The sequence below is a fragment of the Pseudomonas reactans genome (assembly GCF_013385825.1).
Classification (GTDB): domain Bacteria; phylum Pseudomonadota; class Gammaproteobacteria; order Pseudomonadales; family Pseudomonadaceae; genus Aquipseudomonas; species Aquipseudomonas reactans.
This window is the reverse complement of the sequence record NZ_JACAPG010000018.1, coordinates 119,145-140,724: the sequence shown is the minus strand read 5'-3', so window position 1 is coordinate 140,724 and position 21,580 is coordinate 119,145. Positions and strand designations below refer to the sequence as shown.

The window sequence follows — 21,580 nt, the reverse complement described above, 5'->3', positions numbered from 1 at the left end:
AAACTTTGAATGCAATCAACAAGGTGTGGACCTGGCGACAATCGCCGCCACGTCCACGCCACGCGGCAGGGTGCCATACACTCGACCGGACGATTCACCCAGGCGACTGGCGATAAACCCATCGCTGACCGCCGCATTGCCGGCTTCCAGCAACAGCTTGGCCTGCAATGCCACGGCGATGTCTTCGGTAAGCTGGCGCGCACGGTATTGGATGTCCTGAGTGTCCATAAAGGCTGACTTCAATTGCTCGATATGCCGCGTCAGCAGCCGGTCGCCATGCCCATCCCCCAGCTCGACAAACAGCGCTTCCAGCACGCCCGGCTCTTTCGACAACGCGCGCAGCACGTCCAGGCACTGCACGTTGCCGGAACCTTCCCACGTTGAATTCACCGGCGCCTCACGGTACAGGCGCGGCAGGATGCTGTCCTCGACGTACCCGGCACCGCCCATGCACTCGGCGGCTTCATTGATCATGGCCGGGGCGCGTTTGCAGATCCAATACTTGCCCACGGCTGTGACGAGCCTGGCGAACTTGGCTTCCTGCTCATCGCCCAGGTTATCCAGGGCCCTGCCCATGCGCATGCTCAGGGCCAGCGCGGATTCGCTTTCCAGCGCGAGGTCCGCCAGCACGTTTTGCATCAAGGGTTGTTCGCTGAGTACCCGCCCCCCCACCGAACGATGGGCACAATGATGACTGGCCTGGGTCAGCGCCTGGCGCATCAATGCGCTGGAGCCGACCATGCAATCGAAGCGGGTCATGGCAACCATCTCGATGATGGTCGGCACGCCACGCCCTTCTTCACCGATCATCCAGGCCAGGGCACCACGGAACTCTACTTCGCTGGAGGCGTTGGAGCAGTTGCCCAGTTTGTTTTTCAGGCGCTGGATGTAGAACTCGTTGCGCGTGTCATCCGGGCGGTGTCGGGGCAGCAGGAAGCAGGTCAGGCCCTTGTCAGTTTGCGCCAGGGTCAGGAAGGCATCGCACATCGGTGCCGAGCAGAACCACTTGTGGCCCACCAGTTCATAGGCCTGGCCCGGACCGCCGGCACCCACCGGGTAGGCGCGAGTGGTGTTGGCGCGCACGTCGGTGCCACCCTGTTTCTCGGTCATGGCCATGCCGATAGTGGCACCGGCCTTGTGGGCGATGCCGACATTGCGCGGGTCGTAGTGGGTATTGAGGATTTTCGGCAGCCAGGTCTTGGCCAGGTCCGGTTGCAAGCGCAGGGCAGGCACGCAAGCGAAAGTCATGGTTAGCGGACAGCCGGTGCCGGCTTCGGCCTGGCTGTGCAGGTAGGTCATGGCGGCGCGGGCCACATGGGCGCCGGACTGCGGATGCGCCCAAGGCAGCGACGGCAAGCCATGCTCGACGGCCGTGCGCATCAGTTCGTGGTAAGCCGGGTGAAACTCCACCAGGTCGATGCGATGACCATAACGGTCATGGCTGCTGAACACCGGTTTGTTCTGGTTCGCCAGGAACCCCGCTTCCATCAGCGGCCCACCCGCCAGCGCACCGTAGGCATCGATACGCGCCTCTGCCCAACCCGCGCCAAAGCGGCGCGACCAGTCTTGCAGGGGTAAATCGATACGGTACAGGTTGGTGCCGTCCAGGGACGGTGGCTGGTTGGTGACGTCGTGGGTTTCGGCAAACTGATGCAGGTTCATGACGGGCCTCCTGGAAAAAGGCCCATTTCGATTGAGGCTGTTTGTAGGAGCGAGCTTGCTCGCGAAGAACGTGAGAGCACCGCGTTTTTACAGGGTGCTCGCGTTATCGTTGACGTTCTTCGCGAGCAAGCTCGCTCCTACACGGTGCCCGTCGATTGAGGCCGGTTTTTTCAGTTAAGCACTGCCATGGCGCTTAAAAAAGTGGCATACCCGCCGAATGTCCGGCGCTTTCGCCCTCTACCGGACACAGCAGCCGACGCTCCAACACCGCCTGTAAGGCCTCGAAACGCACAGGTTTGGCCAGGCGATCGGAGAGGCCGATGCCATGGCAGCGCTCACGTTCCGACGCATTCAGCGACGTACTCAAGGCGATCACCGGTAACTCACCGCAGCCAGGCAGTGCACGGATCTGACAACACAACGAGAAGCCACCTTCGGGGATATCCAACAGTACTGCGTCGAAATCTCCGGCTTGCAAGGCGGCCAACGCGTTCGGGCCGGTGTCCACGGTTTTCACCCGGTAACCGAGCTTGAGTAGCATGCCGCGCACCACCAGTTGGCCGACGCTGTTGTCGTCCACCAGCAGCACCGAGCACTCCTGAGGTGCGCGCTGCTTGTCCGGCGCAGGCTTGGATTCAGGTGCTAAGGGACTGACCTCCACTTCCAACTGGAAACGGCTGCCTTTGCGCGGTTCGGAGTGATGGGTGAGACGCCCGCCCAGCAGCTCGATCAGTTGCCGGCAGATTGCCAGGCCGATACCCAGCCCGCCGTACTCGCGCGTCATGGAGCCATCCAGTTGGAAGAAGCGCTGGTACAGGGTCGCCTCGTCGAGGAAAGCGAAGCCGATCCCGGTGTCGGTGACGATAAAGCTCAAGCGCAAGCCACCGTCACCCTGGGGCACACCGACCACGCGCAGGCGCACCGAGCCTTCGTGAGTGAACTTGAAGGCGTTGTCCAGCAAACAATCCAGGCACTGCAGCAGTTTGTCGGCGTCGCCCAGTACGCGGTCCGGCAACTCGTCCGCCACATCGATGGAGAACGCCAGGCCTTTGCTCTGGGCGCTGGCGGTGAACTGCTGGCGCAAGGTGTCGAGCGTGCCGCGCAGGCTGAATACCTGGGGTTGGGCGCTCAAGCGGCCGGCCTGCAATTCGGTGAGGGTGAGAATGCCGTTGACCATGCGCATCATGTCCCGCGCCGAACCCGCGGCGGTTTGATGGTATTGCGCCAGGTCTGCGTCCAGGGGCACGGTCTGCATCAGTTCGAGGGAGCCGATCACGCCGTTCATGGGCGTACGCAGTTCGTGGGTCAGGGTGGCGAGGAACTCGTCCTTGAGTCGGTTGCTGCGGGCCAATTGCTGGTTGAGCACTTCAAGTTTTTGGCTGGCATCGAGCAGGATCTGCGCTTGTTGCTCGCGCATGGAATTGATGCGGTCGGCCAGAGCCAGGGACAGCAGCGCCACTTCAATCGCCGAGCCGATCTGACTGGCGTACATGGTCAGGAATACGTTAGGCAGATAGCCCAGCACCATCAGCGTATTCACCACTCCACCTAGCAGGAACGCCGACCAGGCGATGATGAAATAGCGCGCCACGCGCTGCCCGCAATACCAGGCCTTGATGGCGGCGACGAAGATGGTCACGGTAAACACCAGCGCCAAGCCGGTGGCCAGGCGCAACGCCAGCGCGTAGCTGGTCATCAACGACAGCAGCATCACCACGCCACCGCAGGCCACCAACGCCAGCAACAGCCGGTTGATCCAGCGACTGTGCTGGGCCGTGTGCAAAAAGCTGCGCGCAAACAGGCTGCCGAACAACGCCGCCGAGCCGATCAGGAAAGGCGTCGCGGCATTCGCCCACCAAGGATTGTTCGGCCAGAAATACTCCACCGCCGCACCGTTGACCGACAGCTGATACATGCCAAACGAGGCGATATAAAAGATGTAATAGAGGTAGCTGGTGTCGCGCACGCTGAGGTAGATGAACAGGTTGTAGACCAGCATCCCCAGCAACACGCCATAGATCAGGCCCAGTACATACAGGCGCAGCGGCTGTTGCTCCAGGTAAGCGGTGCTGGACCAGAGCGTCAACGGCGCCTGGATCGAGCCTTCACTTTGCAGGCGCAAGTAGACGGTTTTTGCCTCACCCGGCGTAAAGTCGACCTTGAACAGGTAGTTGTTCTGGCGGATCTCACGGGCGGAGAACGGCAGCGCATCCCCAGTACGCCCTGCCAGGCGATAACTGCCAGAGCTGTCGGGCAGGTACAGGTCCAGATGGTCGAGCGGCGGGTACGCCAGCTCCAGCAACCAGGTGCGCTGCGCTTCGGGATTAGTGGGCAGGTAGTGCAGATTGACCTTGAGCCAGAACACCGAGCGCGAGTAACCGGCATTCAGGGTGTCTTTATCGTGGGGTTTGAACTGCGCGGTGGCGGACGGCGCACTGACATCCGCGATGGTGAGGGCATCGGTCGGGTCTTCGAGCACTTGCATGGCTCGGCCCAACGGCAGGCTTTGCGTGTCCTGGTTGAACTCGATGGCGTTGGCGAGCATCGGCAACCCGCACAACAATAAAATCAGCAAATAGCGCATAGAGCCCCAGCGTGGCCTGTCCGGTTATGTCAAAAAGCCCCCCATTCCTTTTGAGAAGACGTACACCGGCAATACAGTTAGTAGTTTGGATCCACTCTAGCATAGCTGCTAAAGGCCACTAGGCACCATTGAAATAATTTTTTGAAAGGCTCTAGAACGCGGCTTTCAGCGATTTTCATCGACCGTAAAACCGCCAAAAAAGCGTCACTTCGATGGCAAAATTCAACCATCGCCAGACGGCCCCGCCAAAAGCGTTTGGTGGTAAGCTCGCGCACCATGAATATCTACAGCTCTCGTCCCGTTGTCCTCTGTCTCTCCGGCCATGACCCCAGTGGTGGCGCCGGCTTGCAGGCAGATATCGAAGCCCTGCTCGCCCAGGGTTGCCATGCGGCTCCGGCCGTCACCGCCTTGACCGTGCAAAACACCGTCAATGTCAGCGATTTCCGCGTGCTTGACCGCGAGTGGGTACTGGCCCAGGCCAATGCCGTGCTCGGCGATTCCGAAGTGGCGGCGGTCAAGCTGGGCATGCTCGGCTCCACCGCGATGGTCGACACCGTAGTCGAACTGCTGCAGGCGCATCCGCACCTGCCGGTGGTGTGCGACCCGGTGCTGCGCGCCGGCGGCGGTGGCAGCCTGGGCAAGGACGAAGTTGGTTATGCAATGCGCGAGCGGTTGTTGCCGCTGTCGCTGATTGCCACGCCCAACCTGCCGGAAGCGCGCATCCTCGCGGAGCTGCCTGAAGGCACCGCAGACGAATGCGCCGAGAAGCTGCTGCCGTACATCAAGCACCTATTGATCACCGGCGGCCATGGCGACGAGCACGAAGTGCACAACCGCCTCTACAGCCGCGACGGCACGCGCCAGACCTTTACCTGCCAGCGCCTGCCCGGCAGCTATCACGGTTCGGGCTGCACGTTAGCCAGTGCGCTGTCCGGTCGGATAGCCCAGGGCGAAGGCTTGGTGAGCGCCGTACAATCGGCCCTCAACTACACTTGGCGCACCCTGCGTGACGCCGAACAACTCGGCCAGGGCCAGTTCGTACCGCGCCGGTTGCCGCTGGATTTCTGCTCTTAAGATCAAGGGGCCTGCCCGATGAAATTACGTGGCCTTTACGCCATTACCGACAGCCAACTGTTGGCCGGTAAATTCCTCGCCTACGTCGAAGCCGCGTTGGACGGTGGCGTGACCCTGCTGCAATACCGCGACAAAAGCAGCGACGAAGCCCGGCGCCTGCGTGAAGCAGAAAAACTGCGGGAGCTGTGCTCGCGCTACAAGACCCAGTTGATCATCAACGACGACGCCGAACTCGCTGCGCGCCTCGGCGTCGGCGTGCACCTGGGCCAGACCGACGGCCCGCTGACCCCGGCCCGTGCCCTGCTAGGCTCCAAAGCCATCATCGGTTCCACCTGTCACAGCCAGATCGAACTGGCCGAGCAGGCCGCCAAGGAAGGCGCCAGTTATGTCGCCTTCGGCCGCTTCTTCAATTCCAACACCAAGCCCGGCGCACCGGCCGCCACCACAGAGATGCTGGCCCAGGCCCGTACACGTTTGCAGCTGCCGATCTGCGTGATTGGCGGCATCACCCTGGAGAACGCCCAGCCCTTGGTGGCCCACGGCGCCGACCTGCTGGCTGTGGTGCATGGCCTGTTTGGCGCCGACAGCACCCAGGAAGTCACGCGCCGCGCCCGTGCGTTCAACGCCCTTTTTCAGATTTGATTCAAGAGAGCCCGATCATGTCCCGTTCCGAAACGCTGTTTGCCAATGCCCAAAAACACATCCCCGGCGGTGTGAACTCCCCCGTGCGTGCGTTCAAGAGCGTGGGCGGCACGCCGCTGTTCTTCAAGCATGCCGAAGGCGCCTACGTCACCGACGAAGATGACAAACGCTACGTGGACTACGTCGGCTCCTGGGGCCCGATGATCCTCGGCCACAGCCACCCGGACGTGTTGGACGCGGTGCGCAAGCAACTGGAACACGGCCTGTCCTACGGCGCGCCGACCGCCATGGAAACCGAGATGGCCGATCTGGTCTGCTCGATCGTACCGTCGATGGAAATGGTGCGCATGGTCAGCTCCGGCACCGAAGCCACCATGAGCGCGATCCGCCTGGCCCGTGGTTTCACCGGCCGCGACAGCATCATCAAGTTCGAAGGCTGCTACCACGGTCACTCCGACAGCCTGCTGGTGAAAGCCGGTTCCGGCCTGCTGACCCAAGGCGTGCCCAGCTCGGCCGGTGTGCCGGCGGCGTTCGCCAAACACACCCTGACCCTGCCGTTCAACGACATCGCCGCCGTCGAGCAGATGCTCAACGAAGTGGGCCAGGACGTGGCCTGCATCATCGTCGAGCCGGTGGCCGGCAACATGAACTGTGTACCCCCGGCGCCGGGCTTCCTCGAAGGCCTGCGCGAGCAGTGCGACAAGCACGGCGTGGTGCTGATTTTCGACGAAGTGATGACCGGTTTCCGCGTCGCACTCGGCGGCGCACAGGCTCACTACGGCGTCACGCCGGACCTGAGCACCTTCGGCAAGATCATCGGCGGCGGCATGCCGGTGGGCTGCTTCGGCGGCAAGCGCGACATCATGCAGCACATCGCGCCACTGGGCCCGGTGTACCAGGCGGGCACCTTGTCGGGCAACCCGCTGGCCATGGCCGCCGGACTGACCACCCTGCGCCTGATCAGCCGCCCGGGCTTCCACGCCGAGCTGACCGACTACACCACACGCCTGCTCGACGGCCTGCAACAGCGCGCCGATGCCGCTGGCATTCCGTTTGTCACCACCCAGGCGGGCGGCATGTTCGGTCTGTATTTCAGCGGCGCCGACGATATCGTCACCTTTGATGACGTGATGGGCAGCGACGCCGATCTGTTCAAGCGCTTCTTCCACCTGATGTTGGAGGGCGGTGTGTACCTGGCGCCGAGCGCTTTCGAAGCCGGCTTCACCTCGATCGCCCATGGCGAAGCCGAGCTGAAACTGACCCTCGATGCCGCCGAACGCGCCTTCGCTGCACTGAAATAATTGGCCGCAAAAATCAGGCACCGCGCAAACGGTGTCTGATTTGCTACTTTGCTTACAGAAATTTCCGAGTTTTTTCGAGAAATCACCTGCAATCCGGCAGATAACTTGCCCAAGCAGCAGAAAAACGAGTAAAGACTTTGTAAGCAGAGGCCTGCTTATTTCATAATGCGCGCTTATTGGATCCCCCGAGGGTCCGCGCGCCCCGTCAGAGGTAAGTCGATTCCCATGAAACGCACCGGCCGCACCCTGGTTCTGGGCTGCCTGTTGCTCCTTCAGCCGCTGCTGGCACATGCACAAGCAGGCGGCAACTCGTTGTTAATCCCAGCGATGGGTCGTTGCACCCTCAATACCCAGCCAGACAGCCAGGCCGAAGCCCTGAGCGCGTGCCAGAAACAGGCCGAGGGCGGGGATGCGCAGGCGCAGTACGAGTTGGGTGAGTACTTTCACGACAGCAAAAACCCGGCCCGCGACCTCAACAAAGCCTTGAGCTACTTCGAGAAAGCCTCGTTGCAGGGGCACGCCCAAGCGCAATTCGAATTGGGCAATATGTTCTTCAAAGGCGAAGGCGTCCCGGCCAACAACGTCCAGGCGTATATCGTGCTGAAAATGGCCGCGGTCAACGGCGCAGAAGACGCGCTGGATACGGCCGATGAAGTGGCCGAGCACATGCAGCGCGATGAGTTGGAAGTGGCGACCCAGGTGCTGGGGCAGATTTTCCGCAATTATCTGCAGGAATTGCAGAGTGCCGACGGGCGTTCGCCCTTCTCACCCCTGCCCTGACAGCGCCGTTACTTCTCTGGCATCGGCATCGGAAACGGCATCACGTTGCTGGTGCCACGTGCTTCACTGATCTTCGGCGTGCCCAAACGCTCGACCTCATCGATGCGCACAATCGAATGCATCGGCACAAAGCTGCGCACCACGCCTTCGAACTGCGCCTTGAGCTTCTCTTCGCCCGGGTCGACGACCAACTGGGTGCGCTCGCCAAAGACGAACTCTTCCACCTCCAGGAAACCCCACAGATCGCTCTGATAGATCTGCTTGGCGTACATTTCGAACACCTGGCCCTGGTTGAGGAAAATCACCTTGTAGATTGGAGCTTCACGTTTGGTCATGGTGGGCGAACAACACATCGGGGATATAAAAGAGGGCGCGAACTATAGCATGGCACCCGATGCACAACGCTAGGAACCAATGGGCATGCCCCCTATAATGCGCGGTTCTTTACCACCAGTTGACGATTCCCATGGCCAAGAAGCTTTACATCGAAACCCACGGTTGCCAGATGAACGAGTACGACAGCTCGCGCATGGTCGATCTGCTGGGCGAACACCAGGCCCTGGAAGTCACCGCCCGCGCCGAAGATGCCGACGTGATCCTGCTCAATACCTGCTCGATCCGCGAGCGGGCCCAGGACCGTGTGTACTCGCAGCTGGGCCGCTGGCGCGAGTTGAAACTGGCCAACCCGGACATGGTGATCGCCGTCGGCGGTTGCGTGGCCAGCCAGGAAGGCGCCGCGATCCGCGACCGCGCGCCCTATGTCGACGTGGTCTTCGGCCCGCAGACCTTGCACCGCCTGCCGGAAATGATCGACGCCGCGCGCTTTACCAAGCTGCCGCAGGTCGACGTGTCATTCCCTGAAATAGAAAAATTCGACCATTTGCCCGAGCCGCGCATCGACGGGCCGAGTGCCTACGTGTCGGTGATGGAAGGCTGCAGCAAGTACTGCACCTTCTGCGTGGTGCCCTACACCCGTGGCGAGGAAGTCAGCCGGCCATTTGACGATGTGCTGTCGGAAATTATCCACTTGGCCGAAAACGGCGTGCGCGAAGTGACCCTGCTGGGCCAGAACGTCAACGGCTATCGCGGCCAGACCCACGACGGCCGCCTGGCCGACCTGGCGGAATTGATCCGCGTGGTCGCCGCCGTGGACGGTATCGAGCGCATCCGCTACACCACCTCACACCCACTGGAGTTCTCCGACAGCCTGATCCAGGCCCACGCCGAAGTGCCGGAACTGGTCAAGCACCTGCACTTGCCGGTGCAATCGGGCTCGGACCGCATCCTCTCGGCGATGAAGCGCAACCACACGGCCCTGGAGTACAAATCCAAACTGCGCAAACTGCGCGCGGCGGTGCCGGGTATCTGCATCAGCTCGGACTTTATCGTCGGCTTCCCCGGCGAGACCGAGAAAGACTTCCAGCAGACCATGAAGCTGATCGAAGACGTCGGTTTCGACTTCTCCTACTCGTTCGTCTACAGCCAGCGCCCCGGCACCCCGGCGGCCGACTTGCTGGACGAAACCCCGGAAGCGCTGAAAAAAGAGCGCCTCAACGCGCTGCAACACCGCCTGAACCAGCAGGGCTTCGAGATCAGCCGACAAATGGTCGGTTCGACCCAGCGCATCCTGGTCACCGACTACTCGAAAAAAGACCCCGGCGAATTGCAGGGACGTACCGAGAACAACCGAATCGTAAACTTCCGTTGCGATAATCCGACCCTGATCGGCCAGTTTGCCGATGTGCACATCGACGCGGCGCAGCCCCATTCGCTGCGCGGGTCGCTGATTCAATAACCACCACACCCCCTGTAGGAGCTGGCTTGCCAGCGATGGCGATTCCGAGCATTGCATCGCCTATGAGCAGGCTATCGCCGGCAAGCCGGCTCCTACAGGAAGATTGTGCCGTTTAAGTGCTTTCGCACACAGCCGGCTGGCGTTATTCTCTATTTCACCTCAACAGCCAAAGGGCGGCTAAAAGCGACCTTGAACGCACCCATAGCAGAACCCCATCGTTTTATTCTCGAGCCCTTTGAGGCTCTCCGTTTCGCCAACCTGTGCGGACAGTTCGACGAGCACCTGCGCCTGATCGAACAACGCCTGGGCATCGAGATCCGCAATCGCGGCAATCAGTTCGAGCTCATTGGTGAAGCCCTGCACACTAAATCCGCAGAAAACCTGCTGCGCCGTCTCTACCGCGAAACCAAGGGTAGCGAGCTGTCGCCAGAAATCGTGCACCTGTATTTGCAGGAATCGGCTGTGGAAGACTTGGCCAACAACCCAGTCGCTGAAGCCAGCGTGGCCCTGCGTACCAAAAAAGGCATGATTCGCCCAAAGGGCTTGAATCAGCAGAAGTACGTCAAGGCAATCCTGGGTAACGACATCAATTTCGGTATCGGCCCCGCCGGTACCGGCAAAACCTACCTGGCCGTGGCCTGTGCGGTCGACGCGCTGGAGCGCGAGCAAGTACGCCGCATCCTGCTGGTGCGCCCAGCGGTCGAGGCCGGCGAAAAACTCGGTTTCCTGCCCGGTGACCTGGCCCAGAAGATCGACCCGTACCTGCGCCCGCTCTATGACGCGCTGTACGAGATGCTCGGCTTCGAATACGTGGCCAAGCTGATCGAGCGCCAGGTGATCGAGATCGCCCCGCTGGCCTACATGCGCGGCCGCACCTTGAGCAACAGTTTCATCATCCTCGACGAAAGCCAGAACACTACGGTCGAGCAGATGAAGATGTTCCTGACCCGCATCGGGTTCGGCTCCACGGCCATTATCACCGGCGACATCACCCAGGTTGACCTGCCCAAGGGCACCAAGTCGGGCTTGAGCCATGTGATTGAAGTGCTCAAGGACGTGCCGGGCATCAGTTTCACGCACTTCTCGCCCAAGGACGTGGTGCGCCACCCGCTGGTACAGCGCATTGTCGAGGCCTACGAGCGCTTCGAACACCGCGATGACGGGCTGTCCAAGGACGTTCGCCGCGATGCTTGAGCTTGACCTGCAGCTGGCCACCGACGCGCCCGCCCCCAGCGAAGCCCAATTCCGCCAATGGTGCGCCCTGGCCTTGCGCCAGCGCACCGCCGACTCGGAGCTGACCATTCGTCTGGTGGACGAGCCCGAGGGCCGTGAACTGAATCACACCTGGCGCCAGAAGGACTACGCGACCAACGTGCTGTCCTTTCCCGCCGACGTACCGGATGAACTGCTGGATATCCCGCTGTTGGGCGATCTGGTCATCTGTGTCGCCGTGGTGGAGCGCGAGGCAAAAGAACAAGGCAAGGAACTTGAGGCCCATTGGGCCCATCTAGTCATCCACGGCTGCTTGCATCTCTTGGGTTACGACCATATAGACGATGACGAAGCCGAGGAAATGGAAACCCTGGAACAAACGTTGCTTGCAGAATTGGGTCATCCGGACCCGTATGCCGACGACGAAGTTTAAAAACACTCAACTGTAACAATAAAGGATTCAGAGTAATCGCTATGAGCGAAGACCGATCGAGCAACGGGCAGAAGTCATGGCTGGGTAAATTGACCCAGGCTTTTGCCCACGAGCCGAAAAACCGCCAGGAGCTGCTTGAGCTGCTGCGCGAGGCCCATCAGAACAAGTTGCTGGACAGCGAAGCGCTGGCCATCGTCGAAGGCGCCATCCAGGTGGCTGACCTGCAAGTACGCGACATCATGGTCCCGCGCTCGCAGATGATCAGCATCAAGGCGACCCAGACCCCACGGGAATTCCTCCCGGCCGTGATCGACTCGGCGCACTCGCGCTACCCGGTGATCGGTGAAAGCCATGACGACGTCATGGGTGTCCTGTTGGCCAAGGACCTGCTGCCGTTGATCCTCAAGGAGAATGGCGACAACTTCAACATCAAGGACCTGCTGCGGCCGGCCACCTTCGTGCCCGAGTCCAAGCGCCTGAACGTGTTGCTGCGTGAATTCCGCGCCAACCACAATCACATGGCCATCGTGATCGACGAATACGGCGGCGTAGCTGGCCTGGTGACGATTGAAGACGTGTTGGAACAGATCGTCGGCGACATCGAAGACGAACACGACGTCGAAGAAGACAGCTACATCAAGCCGCTGCCCAGCGGTGACTTCCTGATCAAGGCGCTGACGCCGATCGAGAACTTCAACGAGTTCTTCGACAGCGAATTCTCCGATGACGAGTTCGATACCGTGGGCGGCCTGGTGATGAGTGCGTTCGGGCATCTGCCAAAACGTAACGAGACCACCGAGATCGGCGCGTATCGCTTCCGCATCCTCAATGCGGACAGCCGTCGTATCCACCTGATTCGCCTGACACCTATTGCCCGCTAAGGAATGACATGCAGCGCCTAACCCGCCCCGGCTGGCCCGGTAATTTGCTGGCCGTGGTGGCCGGCGCCATCACCACCCTGGCGCTGGCGCCGTTCGACCTGTGGCCGTTTGCGCTGGTCGCGGTCGGCCTGTTCTATGTCGGGCTGCGGGACCTGAGCCCGCGCCAGGCATTGGGCCGTGGTTGGTGTTTCGGTTTCGGCCTGTTCGGCGCCGGCACCAGTTGGATCTATTACAGCATCCACCACTTCGGCGGCGCTTCGGTGCTGCTGGCAGGTTTCCTGATGCTGCTGTTTACCGCCGCCATCGCGTGGTTCTTCGCCCTGCCTGCCTGGTTATGGGCGCGCTGGTTGCGTCGTAACGAAGCACCGCTGGCAGATGCGCTGACATTTGCAGCATTGTGGGTGGGCCAGGAAGCGTTTCGCGGCTGGTTCCTCACCGGTTTCCCGTGGCTGTACTCCGGCTACAGCCAGCTTGACGGCCCGCTGACGGGCTTGGCCCCGGTGGGCGGCATGTGGCTGATCTCCTTCGCCCTGGCACTGACGGCAGCGCTGCTGTGCAACCTGCCGCGTCTGCTGGCTGGCAAGCGCAACGCATTTATCGGCGCAGGCCTGGTGTTGCTGGTCGCGCCCTGGGCCATCGGCCTGGCGCTCAAGCATCACGCCTGGACCAGCCCCTCCGGTGCGCCACTGACCGTGGCCGCCATCCAGGGCAACGTCGAACAAAGCATGAAATGGGACCCGGAGCAGCTCAACGCACAGCTCGCGCTGTACCGCGACATGAGCTTCAGTTCCAAGCCTGTCGACCTGCTGGTGTGGCCGGAAACTGCCGTGCCGGTGCTCAAGGAGTCTGTCGAAGGCTACCTGGGCATGATGGGCAAATTCGCCGCCGACCGGCACACCGCGCTGATCACCGGCGTGCCAATCCGCCAGGAAGTGCATCACCAGAAGCGCTACTTCAACGGCATCACCGTGGTTGGCGAAGGCGACGGCACCTACCTCAAGCAGAAGCTGGTGCCCTTTGGCGAGTACGTGCCGCTGCAGGACATGCTGCGCGGCCTGATCGCGTTCTTTGATCTGCCAATGTCGGACTTCGCTCGCGGACCGTCCGACCAGGCGATGCTGCAGGCCAAGGGCTATCAAATTGCGCCGTTCATCTGCTACGAAGTGGTGTACCCGGAGTTCGCCGCAGGCCTGTCGGCGCAGAGCGATTTGCTGCTGACCATCAGCAACGACACCTGGTTCGGCCGCTCAATCGGCCCGTTGCAGCACCTGCAAATGGCGCAGATGCGTGCACTGGAAGCCGGGCGCTGGATGATCCGGGCCACCAACAATGGCGTGACCGGTTTGATCAACCCGTTTGGGCAGATCACCGCGCAGATCCCACAATTCGAACGCGGCATTCTCTACGGTGAAGTCGTACCGATGCACAACCTCACGCCGTACCTGCAATGGCGCTCATGGCCGTTGATCATTGTGTGCCTTGGCCTGTTTGGCTGGGCGCTGCTCGCGGGTCGGATGTCGAAAACGGTCTAACCTCTGTAGGAGCTGGCTTGCCAGCGATGGCGTCCTTAAAGTGAACACATGTCTCAAGGGCCTCATCGCCGGCAAGCCGGCTCCTACATGTTCAGCGGTAGAACAATCGGTAACCTATCTGCCCCACCGCTTCGTTGATCAACTGCCCGCTGCGCCACACCGCTACGAATTCCGGCATCCATCCGCCCAGAGGCCGGGCGTTGTCTACGCCCAGAAAACCCACGGGCGCCGGCACCACGGTAAAGCCGGCTCTCTCAAAGCTCCACACCGAACGCGGCATGTGCCAGGCCTGGGTCACCACCACGACGCGCTTGATGCCCGCCGGCAGCAGAATCTCTGCGCTCATCTGCGCATTTTCCCAAGTGGTACGGCTGCGTTCTTCTTTCCAGCGCACCGCTACGCCGAAGTCCTCCTGCATCGACACTGCCATCAACTCCGCTTCGCTGGGCGGTGTGCCGTAATGCAGGCCGCCGCTGGTCAGCACCGGCAAGCCGGAAGCCTTGGCCAGTCGTGCGGCATAGCGCTGGCGTTCCAGGCCGATCCCGGTGGGCTGGTCGGTGCCCCAGGCCGGGTCACCGCGCTCACGCCCGGAGCCCAGCACCACGATGGCGTCGGCGCGCTGGGCCAAGGTCGACCAGTCTTCCCGAGCCAACGCCGGTTCGGTTTCCAGGGCCCGAGCGCCCCACTCCACCATGACTGGCAAGCTGATCAACCACAGCCCCCCAAAACCCAGGGCAAAGCAGCACGCCGCCAAGCGCGGGCGGCTGCGGCGAAACCACCAGGCAAGCGCCAGCAACAGCAAGAGAATGCCGGGCGGCAGGAGCAGTTGTTTGATGAAATAACGAATAGGCATCGGGCATCTCCAAAGATGCCCGAAGCCTAAGGTGTAACGGGGTTTAGCGACAATCTTTACGGTGACATGCTTTACAGTGAAACGGCGTGGTGAAGCCGTCCAGGGGGCAGTGAATTACTTGTAGCGAGCGGACCGGAGCTTTTCCGGGCCACGACCGGCCGACAAGTCCTTGAGCCACACCACCTTGGCTGAGTGCGTAGGCTCCTTGATTGGCGGGGTTGCCACCCAAGGAGGCGCACTGCGCCCATTCCTTTCCAGATACGCCTTGATCAGTTCCAGCTCCGCGAGGCTCAGACCGCGCAGTTCCAACTCCACAGGCCGTTCATCACGCAATCGGCCTGCTGTCCTCGCTGCATCCAATGCACGACCCAAGCGGTCGATCAGTCCTTCGTAGACATCCGGTTTCGATACGATTCTTTGCGATTCAACCATCCCCTCACCTCATTGAAGAAAGACTTGCTCCCCAATAAACAGCGTAGTCCTCGTGGCTGCGCGCGCCTGGCGCCGCGACAGACGGCCCTGCCTGCGCAATCAGGGTTTCCCTCGATAGAGTGGGGTCATGTATGCTACGGCGCTTCCTGTAACTCCACTTCCCGCAGGGTTTGGGCACGGACGCGCCGCTTTTTGGTGTCGATCAACCTGAATGTTGCACCGAAGAGGATTAGGCCACCCCTATTCAGTTCAAAAGTAGCCATGCACGAACAATATCAGCCCCGTGAAATAGAAAATGCCGCCCAAACCTTCTGGGACGAGCAAAAGTCCTTTGAAGTCAGTGAACAGCCAGGCAAGGAGACTTTCTATTGCCTATCGATGTTCCCTTACCCCAGCGGCAAGCTACACATGGGGCACGTGCGCAACTACACCATCGGCGACGTGATTTCCCGTTACCAGCGCATGCAAGGCAAGAACGTCCTGCAACCCATGGGTTGGGACGCCTTCGGCATGCCGGCGGAAAACGCCGCGATGAAAAACAACGTGGCCCCCGCCAAGTGGACCTACGAAAACATCGCCTACATGAAGACCCAGCTGCGCAGCCTGGGCCTGGCGGTGGACTGGTCCCGCGAAGTGACCACCTGCAAGCCGGACTACTACCGCTGGGAACAATGGCTGTTCACGCGCCTGTTCGAAAAAGGCGTGATCTACAAAAAGAGCGGCACCGTGAACTGGGACCCGCTGGACCAGACCGTACTGGCCAACGAGCAAGTGATCGACGGTCGCGGCTGGCGTTCCGGCGCGCTGATCGAAAAGCGCGAAATCCCGATGTACTACTTCAAGATCACCGCCTACGCGGATGAACTCTTGTCGAGCCTCGACGACCTGCCGGGCTGGCCTGAACAGGTCAAGACCATGCAGCGCAACTGGATCGGCAAGTCCAAAGGCATGGAAGTGCAGTTCCCGTACAACGTCGACTCGATCGGCGAAGCGGGCGCGCTCAAAGTCTTCACTACCCGTCCGGACACTTTAATGGGAGCGACTTACGTCGCCGTGGCCGCCGAACACCCGCTGGCCACCCAAGCCGCACAGAACAACCCTGAGCTGCAGGCGTTCATCGCCGAATGCAAAGGCGGCAGCGTGGCCGAAGCCGACGTCGCCACCCAGGAGAAAAAAGGCCTGCCAACTGGCCTGTTCGTCGAGCACCCACTGACCGGCGAGAAGCTGCCGGTGTGGGTCGCCAACTACGTACTGATGCACTACGGCGATGGCGCCGTAATGGCAGTGCCGGCGCACGACGAGCGCGATTTCGAATTCGCCACCAAATACAGCCTACCGATCAAATCCGTGGTGCGCACCAGCTCGGGCGATACCAACCCGGCCCCATGGCAAGACGCCTACGGTGAGCACGGTGAGCTGATCAACTCCGGCGAGTTCGATGGCCTGGACTTCCAAGGCGCTTTCGACGCGATCGAAGTTGCACTGATCAAGAAAAACCTGGGCGCCTCGCGCACCCAGTTCCGCCTGCGCGACTGGGGCATCAGCCGCCAGCGCTACTGGGGCTGCCCGATCCCGATCATCCACTGCGAAAGCTGTGGCGACGTGCCGGTACCGGAAGACCAGCTGCCAGTGGTCCTGCCGGAAGACGTGGTGCCGGATGGCGCCGGTTCGCCACTGGCGCGCATGCCTGAGTTCTACGAGTGCAACTGCCCGAAATGCGGCCAGCCTGCCAAGCGTGAAACCGACACCATGGACACCTTCGTCGAGTCCTCGTGGTACTACGCGCGCTACGCCTCGCCTCACTACGAGGGCGGCCTGGTAGAAAAATCCGCGGCTGACCACTGGCTGCCGGTTGACCAGTACATCGGCGGTATCGAACACGCCATCCTTCACCTGCTGTACGCGCGCTTCTTCCACAAGCTGATGCGCGATGAAGGCCTGGTGAGCTCCGATGAGCCGTTCAAGAACCTGCTGACCCAGGGCATGGTGGTCGCCGAGACTTACTATCGTCGCGAAGCCAACGGTGCCTACACCTGGTTCAATCCGGCTGACGTTGAGCTTGAGCGCGACAGCAAAGCCAAGGTCATCAGCGCCAAGCTGATCGCCGACGGCCTGCCGGTGGAAATCGGTGGCACCGAGAAGATGGCCAAGTCGAAGAACAACGGCGTTGACCCACAGTCGATGATCGACCAGTTCGGCGCCGACACCTGCCGCCTGTTCATGATGTTCGCCTCGCCGCCTGACATGAGCGCCGAATGGTCCGACTCCGGCGTCGAAGGCTCGCACCGCTTCCTCAAGCGCGTCTGGCGCCTGGCGCACGCCCACATCAGCCAGGGCCTGCCGGGCAAGCTGGACGTGGCCGCCTTGAGCGACGAGCAGAAACTGATTCGCCGCAGCACCCACCTGGCCATCAAGCAAGCCAGCCAGGACGTGGGCCAGAACCACAAGTTCAACACCGCCATCGCCCAGGTGATGACGCTGATGAACGTGCTGGAAAAAGCGCCACAAGCCACCGAACAGGATCGCGCACTGGTACAGGAAGGCCTGGAAACGGTCACCCTGCTGCTGGCACCGATCACGCCGCACATCAGCCACGACCTGTGGAACCGCCTGGGTCACAGCGACGCCGTCATCGATGCGCGCTGGCCGGTGCAGGATGACAGCGCCCTGGTACAGGACACGCTGCAACTGGTGATCCAGGTCAACGGTAAACTGCGTGGCCAGATCGACATGCCGGCTACCGCCAGCCGCGAAGACGTCGAGGCGGCTGCCCGCGTCAACGAGAACGTGCTGCGCTTTACCGAAGGCCTGACGATCCGCAAAGTGATCGTGGTGCCTGGCAAACTGGTCAATATCGTCGCTAGCTAATCGGATCGGGCGCAGGGTTCAAACCCTGCGCCGAACAAAGCCTTCAGGGCCTCGATAAGGCCCACATGGTTTCAAGGGGAGCAACAAAATGATCAAACGCAATTTGCTGGTGATGGGCCTTGCCGTGCTGCTGAGCGCTTGCGGCTTCCAGCTGCGCGGCACCGGCACCAACGACCTGGCGATCAAGGAACTGGACGTCAGCGCCCGCAATGCCTACGGCGAGACCGTGACGCAGTTGCGCCAGGTTCTGGAAAACAGCGGCGTGCACGTCTATACCGGCGCGACGTATAAACTGTTCCTGGCGGACGAGAGAGAAACCCAGCGTAACCTGAGCTACGCCAGCGCCGGGCGTGCGTCCGATATCGAACTGAATACTGCGCTCAGCTTCGAAATCCAGGGCCGCGATCATCTGCCACTGATGGGTGACAAGATCCAGGTGCAGAAAGTAGTCAGCCACGACGGCAACAACCTGGTGGGCTCGGACTCCGAAATCCAGCAGGTGCGCAAGGAGATGCGTCGCGATCTGGTACAACGCATGGTCCTGCGCCTGTCGATGCTGACTCCGGAGCAATTGGCAACCTTGCAGCAACAAGCTGACAACAAGGCCAAGGCCGATGCCGATGCGCTGAAAGCCGCCAAAGAGTATGAAGACAACACGCCGAAACAATCGCCTGTTGAAGTCCCTGTCGAGTAAGCCAGACGGGGCGCCCCAAGCGCCCCGTTCGCCCTGCCTATGAAACTCGCTCCCGCCCAACTCGCCAAACACCTGCAAGGTGGCCTTGCGCCTGTCTACATCGTCAGCGGTGATGACCCACTGCTGTGCCAGGAAGCCGCCGACGCCATTCGCACCGCTGCACGCCAGCAAGGCTTCGACGAACGCCAGGTCTTCAGCGCCGACGCCAGTTTCGACTGGGGCACGCTGCTGCAAGCCGGCGCGAGCATGTCGCTGTTTGCCGAAAAACGCCTGCTGGAGCTGCGCCTGCCTTCGGGCAAGCCGGGCGACAAAGGTGCCGCCGCGCTGATGGAATACTGCTCGCGACCTGCCGAAGACACGGTGCTGCTGATCAGCCTGCCCAAGCTCGACGGCAGCGCGCAGAAAACCAAATGGGGCAAAGCGCTGGTGGAAGGGGCGCAGACCCAGTTCATCCAGATCTGGCCGGTGGACAGCAGCCAACTGCCGCAATGGATACGCCAACGCCTGTCCCAATCCGGGCTGTCGGCAACCCAGGACGCAGTGGAGCTGATCGCCGCCCGGGTCGAAGGCAACTTGCTGGCCGCCGCCCAAGAGATCGAAAAGCTCAAGCTGATGGCCGAAGACGGGCAGATTACCGTCGAGACCGTCCAGGGCGCCGTGGCCGATAGCGCGCGCTTTGATGTATTCGGGCTGGTGGATGCAATCCTCAATGGCGAACCCGCCCACGCCCTGCGCATGCTCGAAGGCCTGCGCGGTGAAGGCGTGGAGCCCCCGGTAATTCTCTGGGCCCTGGCCCGGGAACTGCGCGTACTGGCCAACATTGCCTTGCAATACAGCCAGGGCACGCCGTTGGACAAGGCCTTCAGCCAGGCTCGACCGCCGGTCTGGGACAAGCGCAAACCGCTGATGAGCAAAGCGCTGCAACGGCACTCGGCGCAACGCTGGGCGCAACTCTTGCTGGAGGCGCAACGCATCGACGCACAGATCAAGGGCCAGGCCGCCGGTTCGCCATGGATGAGCCTGAGCCGTTTGTCGCTGTTGATGGCCGGCCAGCGCCTGACCCTTCCCGCCGAGTAACCACCGCTCTCTGTAGGAGCCGGCTCCTACAGGTGATGCGTGACTTTCCTACCTATCGCCGGGCTTTACAGCAGCCCAACATCGGCAGATGATTTGCACCGCTCCATCCCACCTATCGAGAGTAACGATCATGAGCAAAAAGCCATCCAAGCATGGCCCCAACAAGGCCAAATCCATCATCGCCCAGCCACTGTTCCGCAGCCGTCAGGAACGCGCCGGCAAAGGCAAAGGCAGCTACCGCCGCGAAGCCTTCCAGTCTAATAGCTGGGAGGCTTCTTACTTTCTGGCTGCCTGAAGGCAAGCGCCCCTCTGGCATGATAAGGTCTGCACCTGATTTGTAATCCCTGGACCTGTGCATGCCCTCTAGTCTTTCCCGTCGTTGGCACTTTCGCCAATTGATCGCTGCCTCCAGCCTCATTCTGCTTGTCGCTTGCGCGGAGAAACCCACCGCCGCCGACGCTCAACCCCTGCCCAAGCTCCAGACCGCCCCTGTGGTAGCGCCTGCTGTCGTGGCCCCGCTGGCCGTGGACAATCTGGATATCCAACCGACCCAGACCTTTGCCGAATGGCAGGCTGGCTTTCGTGTGCAAGCCTTGCAGGCGGGCATCACCGCCGCCGTATTCGATAACGCCTTCGCCAATGTCACCCCCGACATGGCGGTGATCCGTGCCGACCGCAGCCAGCCGGAGTTTTCCCGCCCGGTGTGGGAATACCTCGACGGCGCCCTCTCGCCATTGCGCGTACGTAATGGCCAGGCGCTGCTGATCAAGTACGCCGATATCCTGCAAAGCATCGAGCAGCGTTATGGCGTCGACCGCCAGGCGCTGGTGTCGGTATGGGGCATGGAGAGTAACTTCGGTCAGTTCCAGGGTAATAACTCGGTGATCCGTTCCCTGGCGACCCTGGCTTACGAAGGGCGTCGCCCGGCATTCGCCCAAGCGCAATTGCTGGCCGCGCTGCAGATCATCCAGCACGGCGATATCCAGGCCGACCAGATGAAAGGCTCCTGGGCCGGCGCCATGGGCCAGACCCAGTTTATCCCGACCACCTACAACACCCACGCTGTGGACTTCGATGGCGACGGTCGTCGCGACATCTGGAACAGCCCGGCCGACGCCCTCGCCTCCACCGCGCACTACCTGCAAAGCTCCGGCTGGCAGAAGGGCCAGCCGTGGGGTTTCGAGGTTAAACAGCTACCGACGAATTTCGACTACGCCCTGGCCGATGGTGGCATCCGCAAGACGGTCGCCGAGTGGATGAAACTCGGTATCCAACTGCCTGCAGGCAGCAGCATGCCGCCGAACGTCGACCAACTGTCCGCCGCCCTTCTATTGCCGGCCGGTTACCGTGGCCCGGCATTCCTGGTGTTGGATAACTTCCGTGCGATCCTCAAGTACAACAACTCGTCGTCCTACGCACTGGCGGTTGGACTCTTGTCGGAACGCTTCGGTGGTGGTGGTGTGATTCGCGGCGACTGGCCGAAGGATGAGCGGCCATTGAGCCGCTCGCAGCGTATCGACCTGCAGACGGCCTTGAGTGCCAATGGCTATGACGCCGGCAACGCGGACGGAATTATCGGCGCCAATACACGCAAGGCGATTCGTGCGGCGCAGCAGGCGTTGGGCTGGCCGGCGGATGGGTATCCGACGGTGAAGTTGCTGGAGTCGCTGCAGAACCGCTGAGTTCTCCTGTAGGAGCCCGGCTTGCCGGCGATTGCGGCCTCAAGTCCTCCATTGGACTTAAGGGCCCCATCGCCGGCA

Annotated in this window: 19 protein-coding genes; 14 read left to right on the top strand and 5 right to left on the bottom strand. The window is 61.5% G+C overall.

All coding sequences use genetic code 11. The annotated features are described in order from the left end of the window. Positions 1 to 15: 15 nt before the first annotated feature. A complete protein-coding gene (locus tag HX868_RS21035; RefSeq protein ID WP_177004250.1) occupies positions 16 to 1,662 on the bottom strand; it encodes an acyl-CoA dehydrogenase family protein in 1,647 nt (548 codons plus the stop codon). A gap of 193 nt (positions 1,663 to 1,855) precedes the next feature. Beyond that, complete coding sequence (locus HX868_RS21030; protein WP_177004249.1) at positions 1,856 to 4,246, bottom strand: hybrid sensor histidine kinase/response regulator; 2,391 nt, start codon at positions 4,244 to 4,246, stop codon at positions 1,856 to 1,858. A gap of 276 nt (positions 4,247 to 4,522) precedes the next feature. Here HX868_RS21030 and HX868_RS21025 point away from each other — a divergent pair, with 276 nt between their 5' ends. The 4 genes from HX868_RS21025 to HX868_RS21010 all read left to right on the top strand — a co-directional run bounded on the left by HX868_RS21025 (position 4,523) and on the right by HX868_RS21010 (position 8,043). After that, positions 4,523 to 5,320: a hydroxymethylpyrimidine/phosphomethylpyrimidine kinase gene (locus tag HX868_RS21025; protein WP_177004248.1), complete on the top strand. Its 798-nt coding sequence runs from the start codon at positions 4,523 to 4,525 to the stop codon at positions 5,318 to 5,320. A gap of 18 nt (positions 5,321 to 5,338) precedes the next feature. Then, positions 5,339 to 5,962 carry a thiamine phosphate synthase gene (thiE, locus tag HX868_RS21020; protein ID WP_033896453.1) on the top strand — a complete coding sequence of 208 codons (624 nt, stop codon included), beginning with the start codon at positions 5,339 to 5,341 and terminating at the stop codon, positions 5,960 to 5,962. A gap of 17 nt (positions 5,963 to 5,979) precedes the next feature. Next, positions 5,980 to 7,263, top strand: coding sequence for a glutamate-1-semialdehyde 2,1-aminomutase (hemL, locus tag HX868_RS21015; protein WP_033896452.1), 1,284 nt, complete (start codon positions 5,980 to 5,982; stop codon positions 7,261 to 7,263). 225 nt (positions 7,264 to 7,488) lie between these two features. Beyond that, complete coding sequence (locus HX868_RS21010; RefSeq protein WP_177004247.1) at positions 7,489 to 8,043, top strand: tetratricopeptide repeat protein; 555 nt, start codon at positions 7,489 to 7,491, stop codon at positions 8,041 to 8,043. Between the two features lie 8 nt (positions 8,044 to 8,051). On the opposite strand, the gene HX868_RS21005 is transcribed toward HX868_RS21010, so the two are convergent. Next, positions 8,052 to 8,378: a DUF1820 family protein gene (locus tag HX868_RS21005; protein ID WP_003194436.1), complete on the bottom strand. Its 327-nt coding sequence runs from the start codon at positions 8,376 to 8,378 to the stop codon at positions 8,052 to 8,054. A 131-nt stretch (positions 8,379 to 8,509) separates the two neighbouring features. Here HX868_RS21005 and miaB point away from each other — a divergent pair, with 131 nt between their 5' ends. The 5 genes from miaB to lnt all read left to right on the top strand — a co-directional run bounded on the left by miaB (position 8,510) and on the right by lnt (position 13,896). Further along, the gene (miaB, locus tag HX868_RS21000; protein WP_177004246.1) at positions 8,510 to 9,838 is read left to right on the top strand and encodes a tRNA (N6-isopentenyl adenosine(37)-C2)-methylthiotransferase MiaB; all 1,329 of its coding nucleotides are present in this window, start codon (positions 8,510 to 8,512) and stop codon (positions 9,836 to 9,838) included. Between the two features lie 189 nt (positions 9,839 to 10,027). Continuing rightward, the gene (locus HX868_RS20995) at positions 10,028 to 11,032 is read left to right on the top strand and encodes a PhoH family protein (protein WP_016978598.1); all 1,005 of its coding nucleotides are present in this window, start codon (positions 10,028 to 10,030) and stop codon (positions 11,030 to 11,032) included. Next, positions 11,025 to 11,483: an rRNA maturation RNase YbeY gene (gene ybeY / locus HX868_RS20990; protein ID WP_010206771.1), complete on the top strand. Its 459-nt coding sequence runs from the start codon at positions 11,025 to 11,027 to the stop codon at positions 11,481 to 11,483. The genes HX868_RS20995 and ybeY overlap by 8 nt, the downstream gene beginning before the upstream one ends. 41 nt (positions 11,484 to 11,524) lie before the next feature. Further along, entirely contained in the window at positions 11,525 to 12,364 is an 840-nt protein-coding gene (locus tag HX868_RS20985) for a CorC family transporter (protein ID WP_065886853.1), read from the top strand. An 8-nt stretch (positions 12,365 to 12,372) separates the two neighbouring features. Then, the gene (gene lnt / locus HX868_RS20980; RefSeq protein WP_177004245.1) at positions 12,373 to 13,896 is read left to right on the top strand and encodes an apolipoprotein N-acyltransferase; all 1,524 of its coding nucleotides are present in this window, start codon (positions 12,373 to 12,375) and stop codon (positions 13,894 to 13,896) included. A 91-nt stretch (positions 13,897 to 13,987) separates the two neighbouring features. Here lnt and HX868_RS20975 read toward each other — a convergent pair whose 3' ends face one another. Together HX868_RS20975 and HX868_RS20970 are read right to left on the bottom strand one after the other, a co-directional pair. Next, positions 13,988 to 14,749, bottom strand: coding sequence for a YdcF family protein (locus tag HX868_RS20975; RefSeq protein ID WP_177004244.1), 762 nt, complete (start codon positions 14,747 to 14,749; stop codon positions 13,988 to 13,990). 114 nt (positions 14,750 to 14,863) lie between these two features. Then, positions 14,864 to 15,181: a hypothetical protein gene (locus tag HX868_RS20970; protein ID WP_016978595.1), complete on the bottom strand. Its 318-nt coding sequence runs from the start codon at positions 15,179 to 15,181 to the stop codon at positions 14,864 to 14,866. Between the two features lie 261 nt (positions 15,182 to 15,442). Between HX868_RS20970 and leuS the strand changes: the two genes are divergently transcribed. From leuS to HX868_RS20945, 5 genes are all read left to right on the top strand, one after another. Then, positions 15,443 to 18,049: a leucine--tRNA ligase gene (gene leuS / locus HX868_RS20965; RefSeq protein ID WP_177004243.1), complete on the top strand. Its 2,607-nt coding sequence runs from the start codon at positions 15,443 to 15,445 to the stop codon at positions 18,047 to 18,049. Positions 18,050 to 18,137: 88 nt separating this feature from the next. Beyond that, positions 18,138 to 18,743, top strand: coding sequence for an LPS-assembly lipoprotein LptE (locus tag HX868_RS20960; protein ID WP_177004242.1), 606 nt, complete (start codon positions 18,138 to 18,140; stop codon positions 18,741 to 18,743). A 39-nt stretch (positions 18,744 to 18,782) separates the two neighbouring features. After that, positions 18,783 to 19,820 carry a DNA polymerase III subunit delta gene (gene holA / locus HX868_RS20955; RefSeq protein WP_078050328.1) on the top strand — a complete coding sequence of 346 codons (1,038 nt, stop codon included), beginning with the start codon at positions 18,783 to 18,785 and terminating at the stop codon, positions 19,818 to 19,820. Between the two features lie 130 nt (positions 19,821 to 19,950). Next, positions 19,951 to 20,115 (top strand): alternative ribosome rescue factor ArfA, encoded by a 165-nt coding sequence (gene arfA / locus HX868_RS20950; RefSeq protein ID WP_003176285.1) that lies wholly within the window; start codon positions 19,951 to 19,953, stop codon positions 20,113 to 20,115. Positions 20,116 to 20,176: 61 nt separating this feature from the next. Further along, positions 20,177 to 21,502, top strand: coding sequence for a lytic murein transglycosylase (locus tag HX868_RS20945; protein WP_177004241.1), 1,326 nt, complete (start codon positions 20,177 to 20,179; stop codon positions 21,500 to 21,502). Positions 21,503 to 21,580 lie beyond the last annotated feature (78 nt).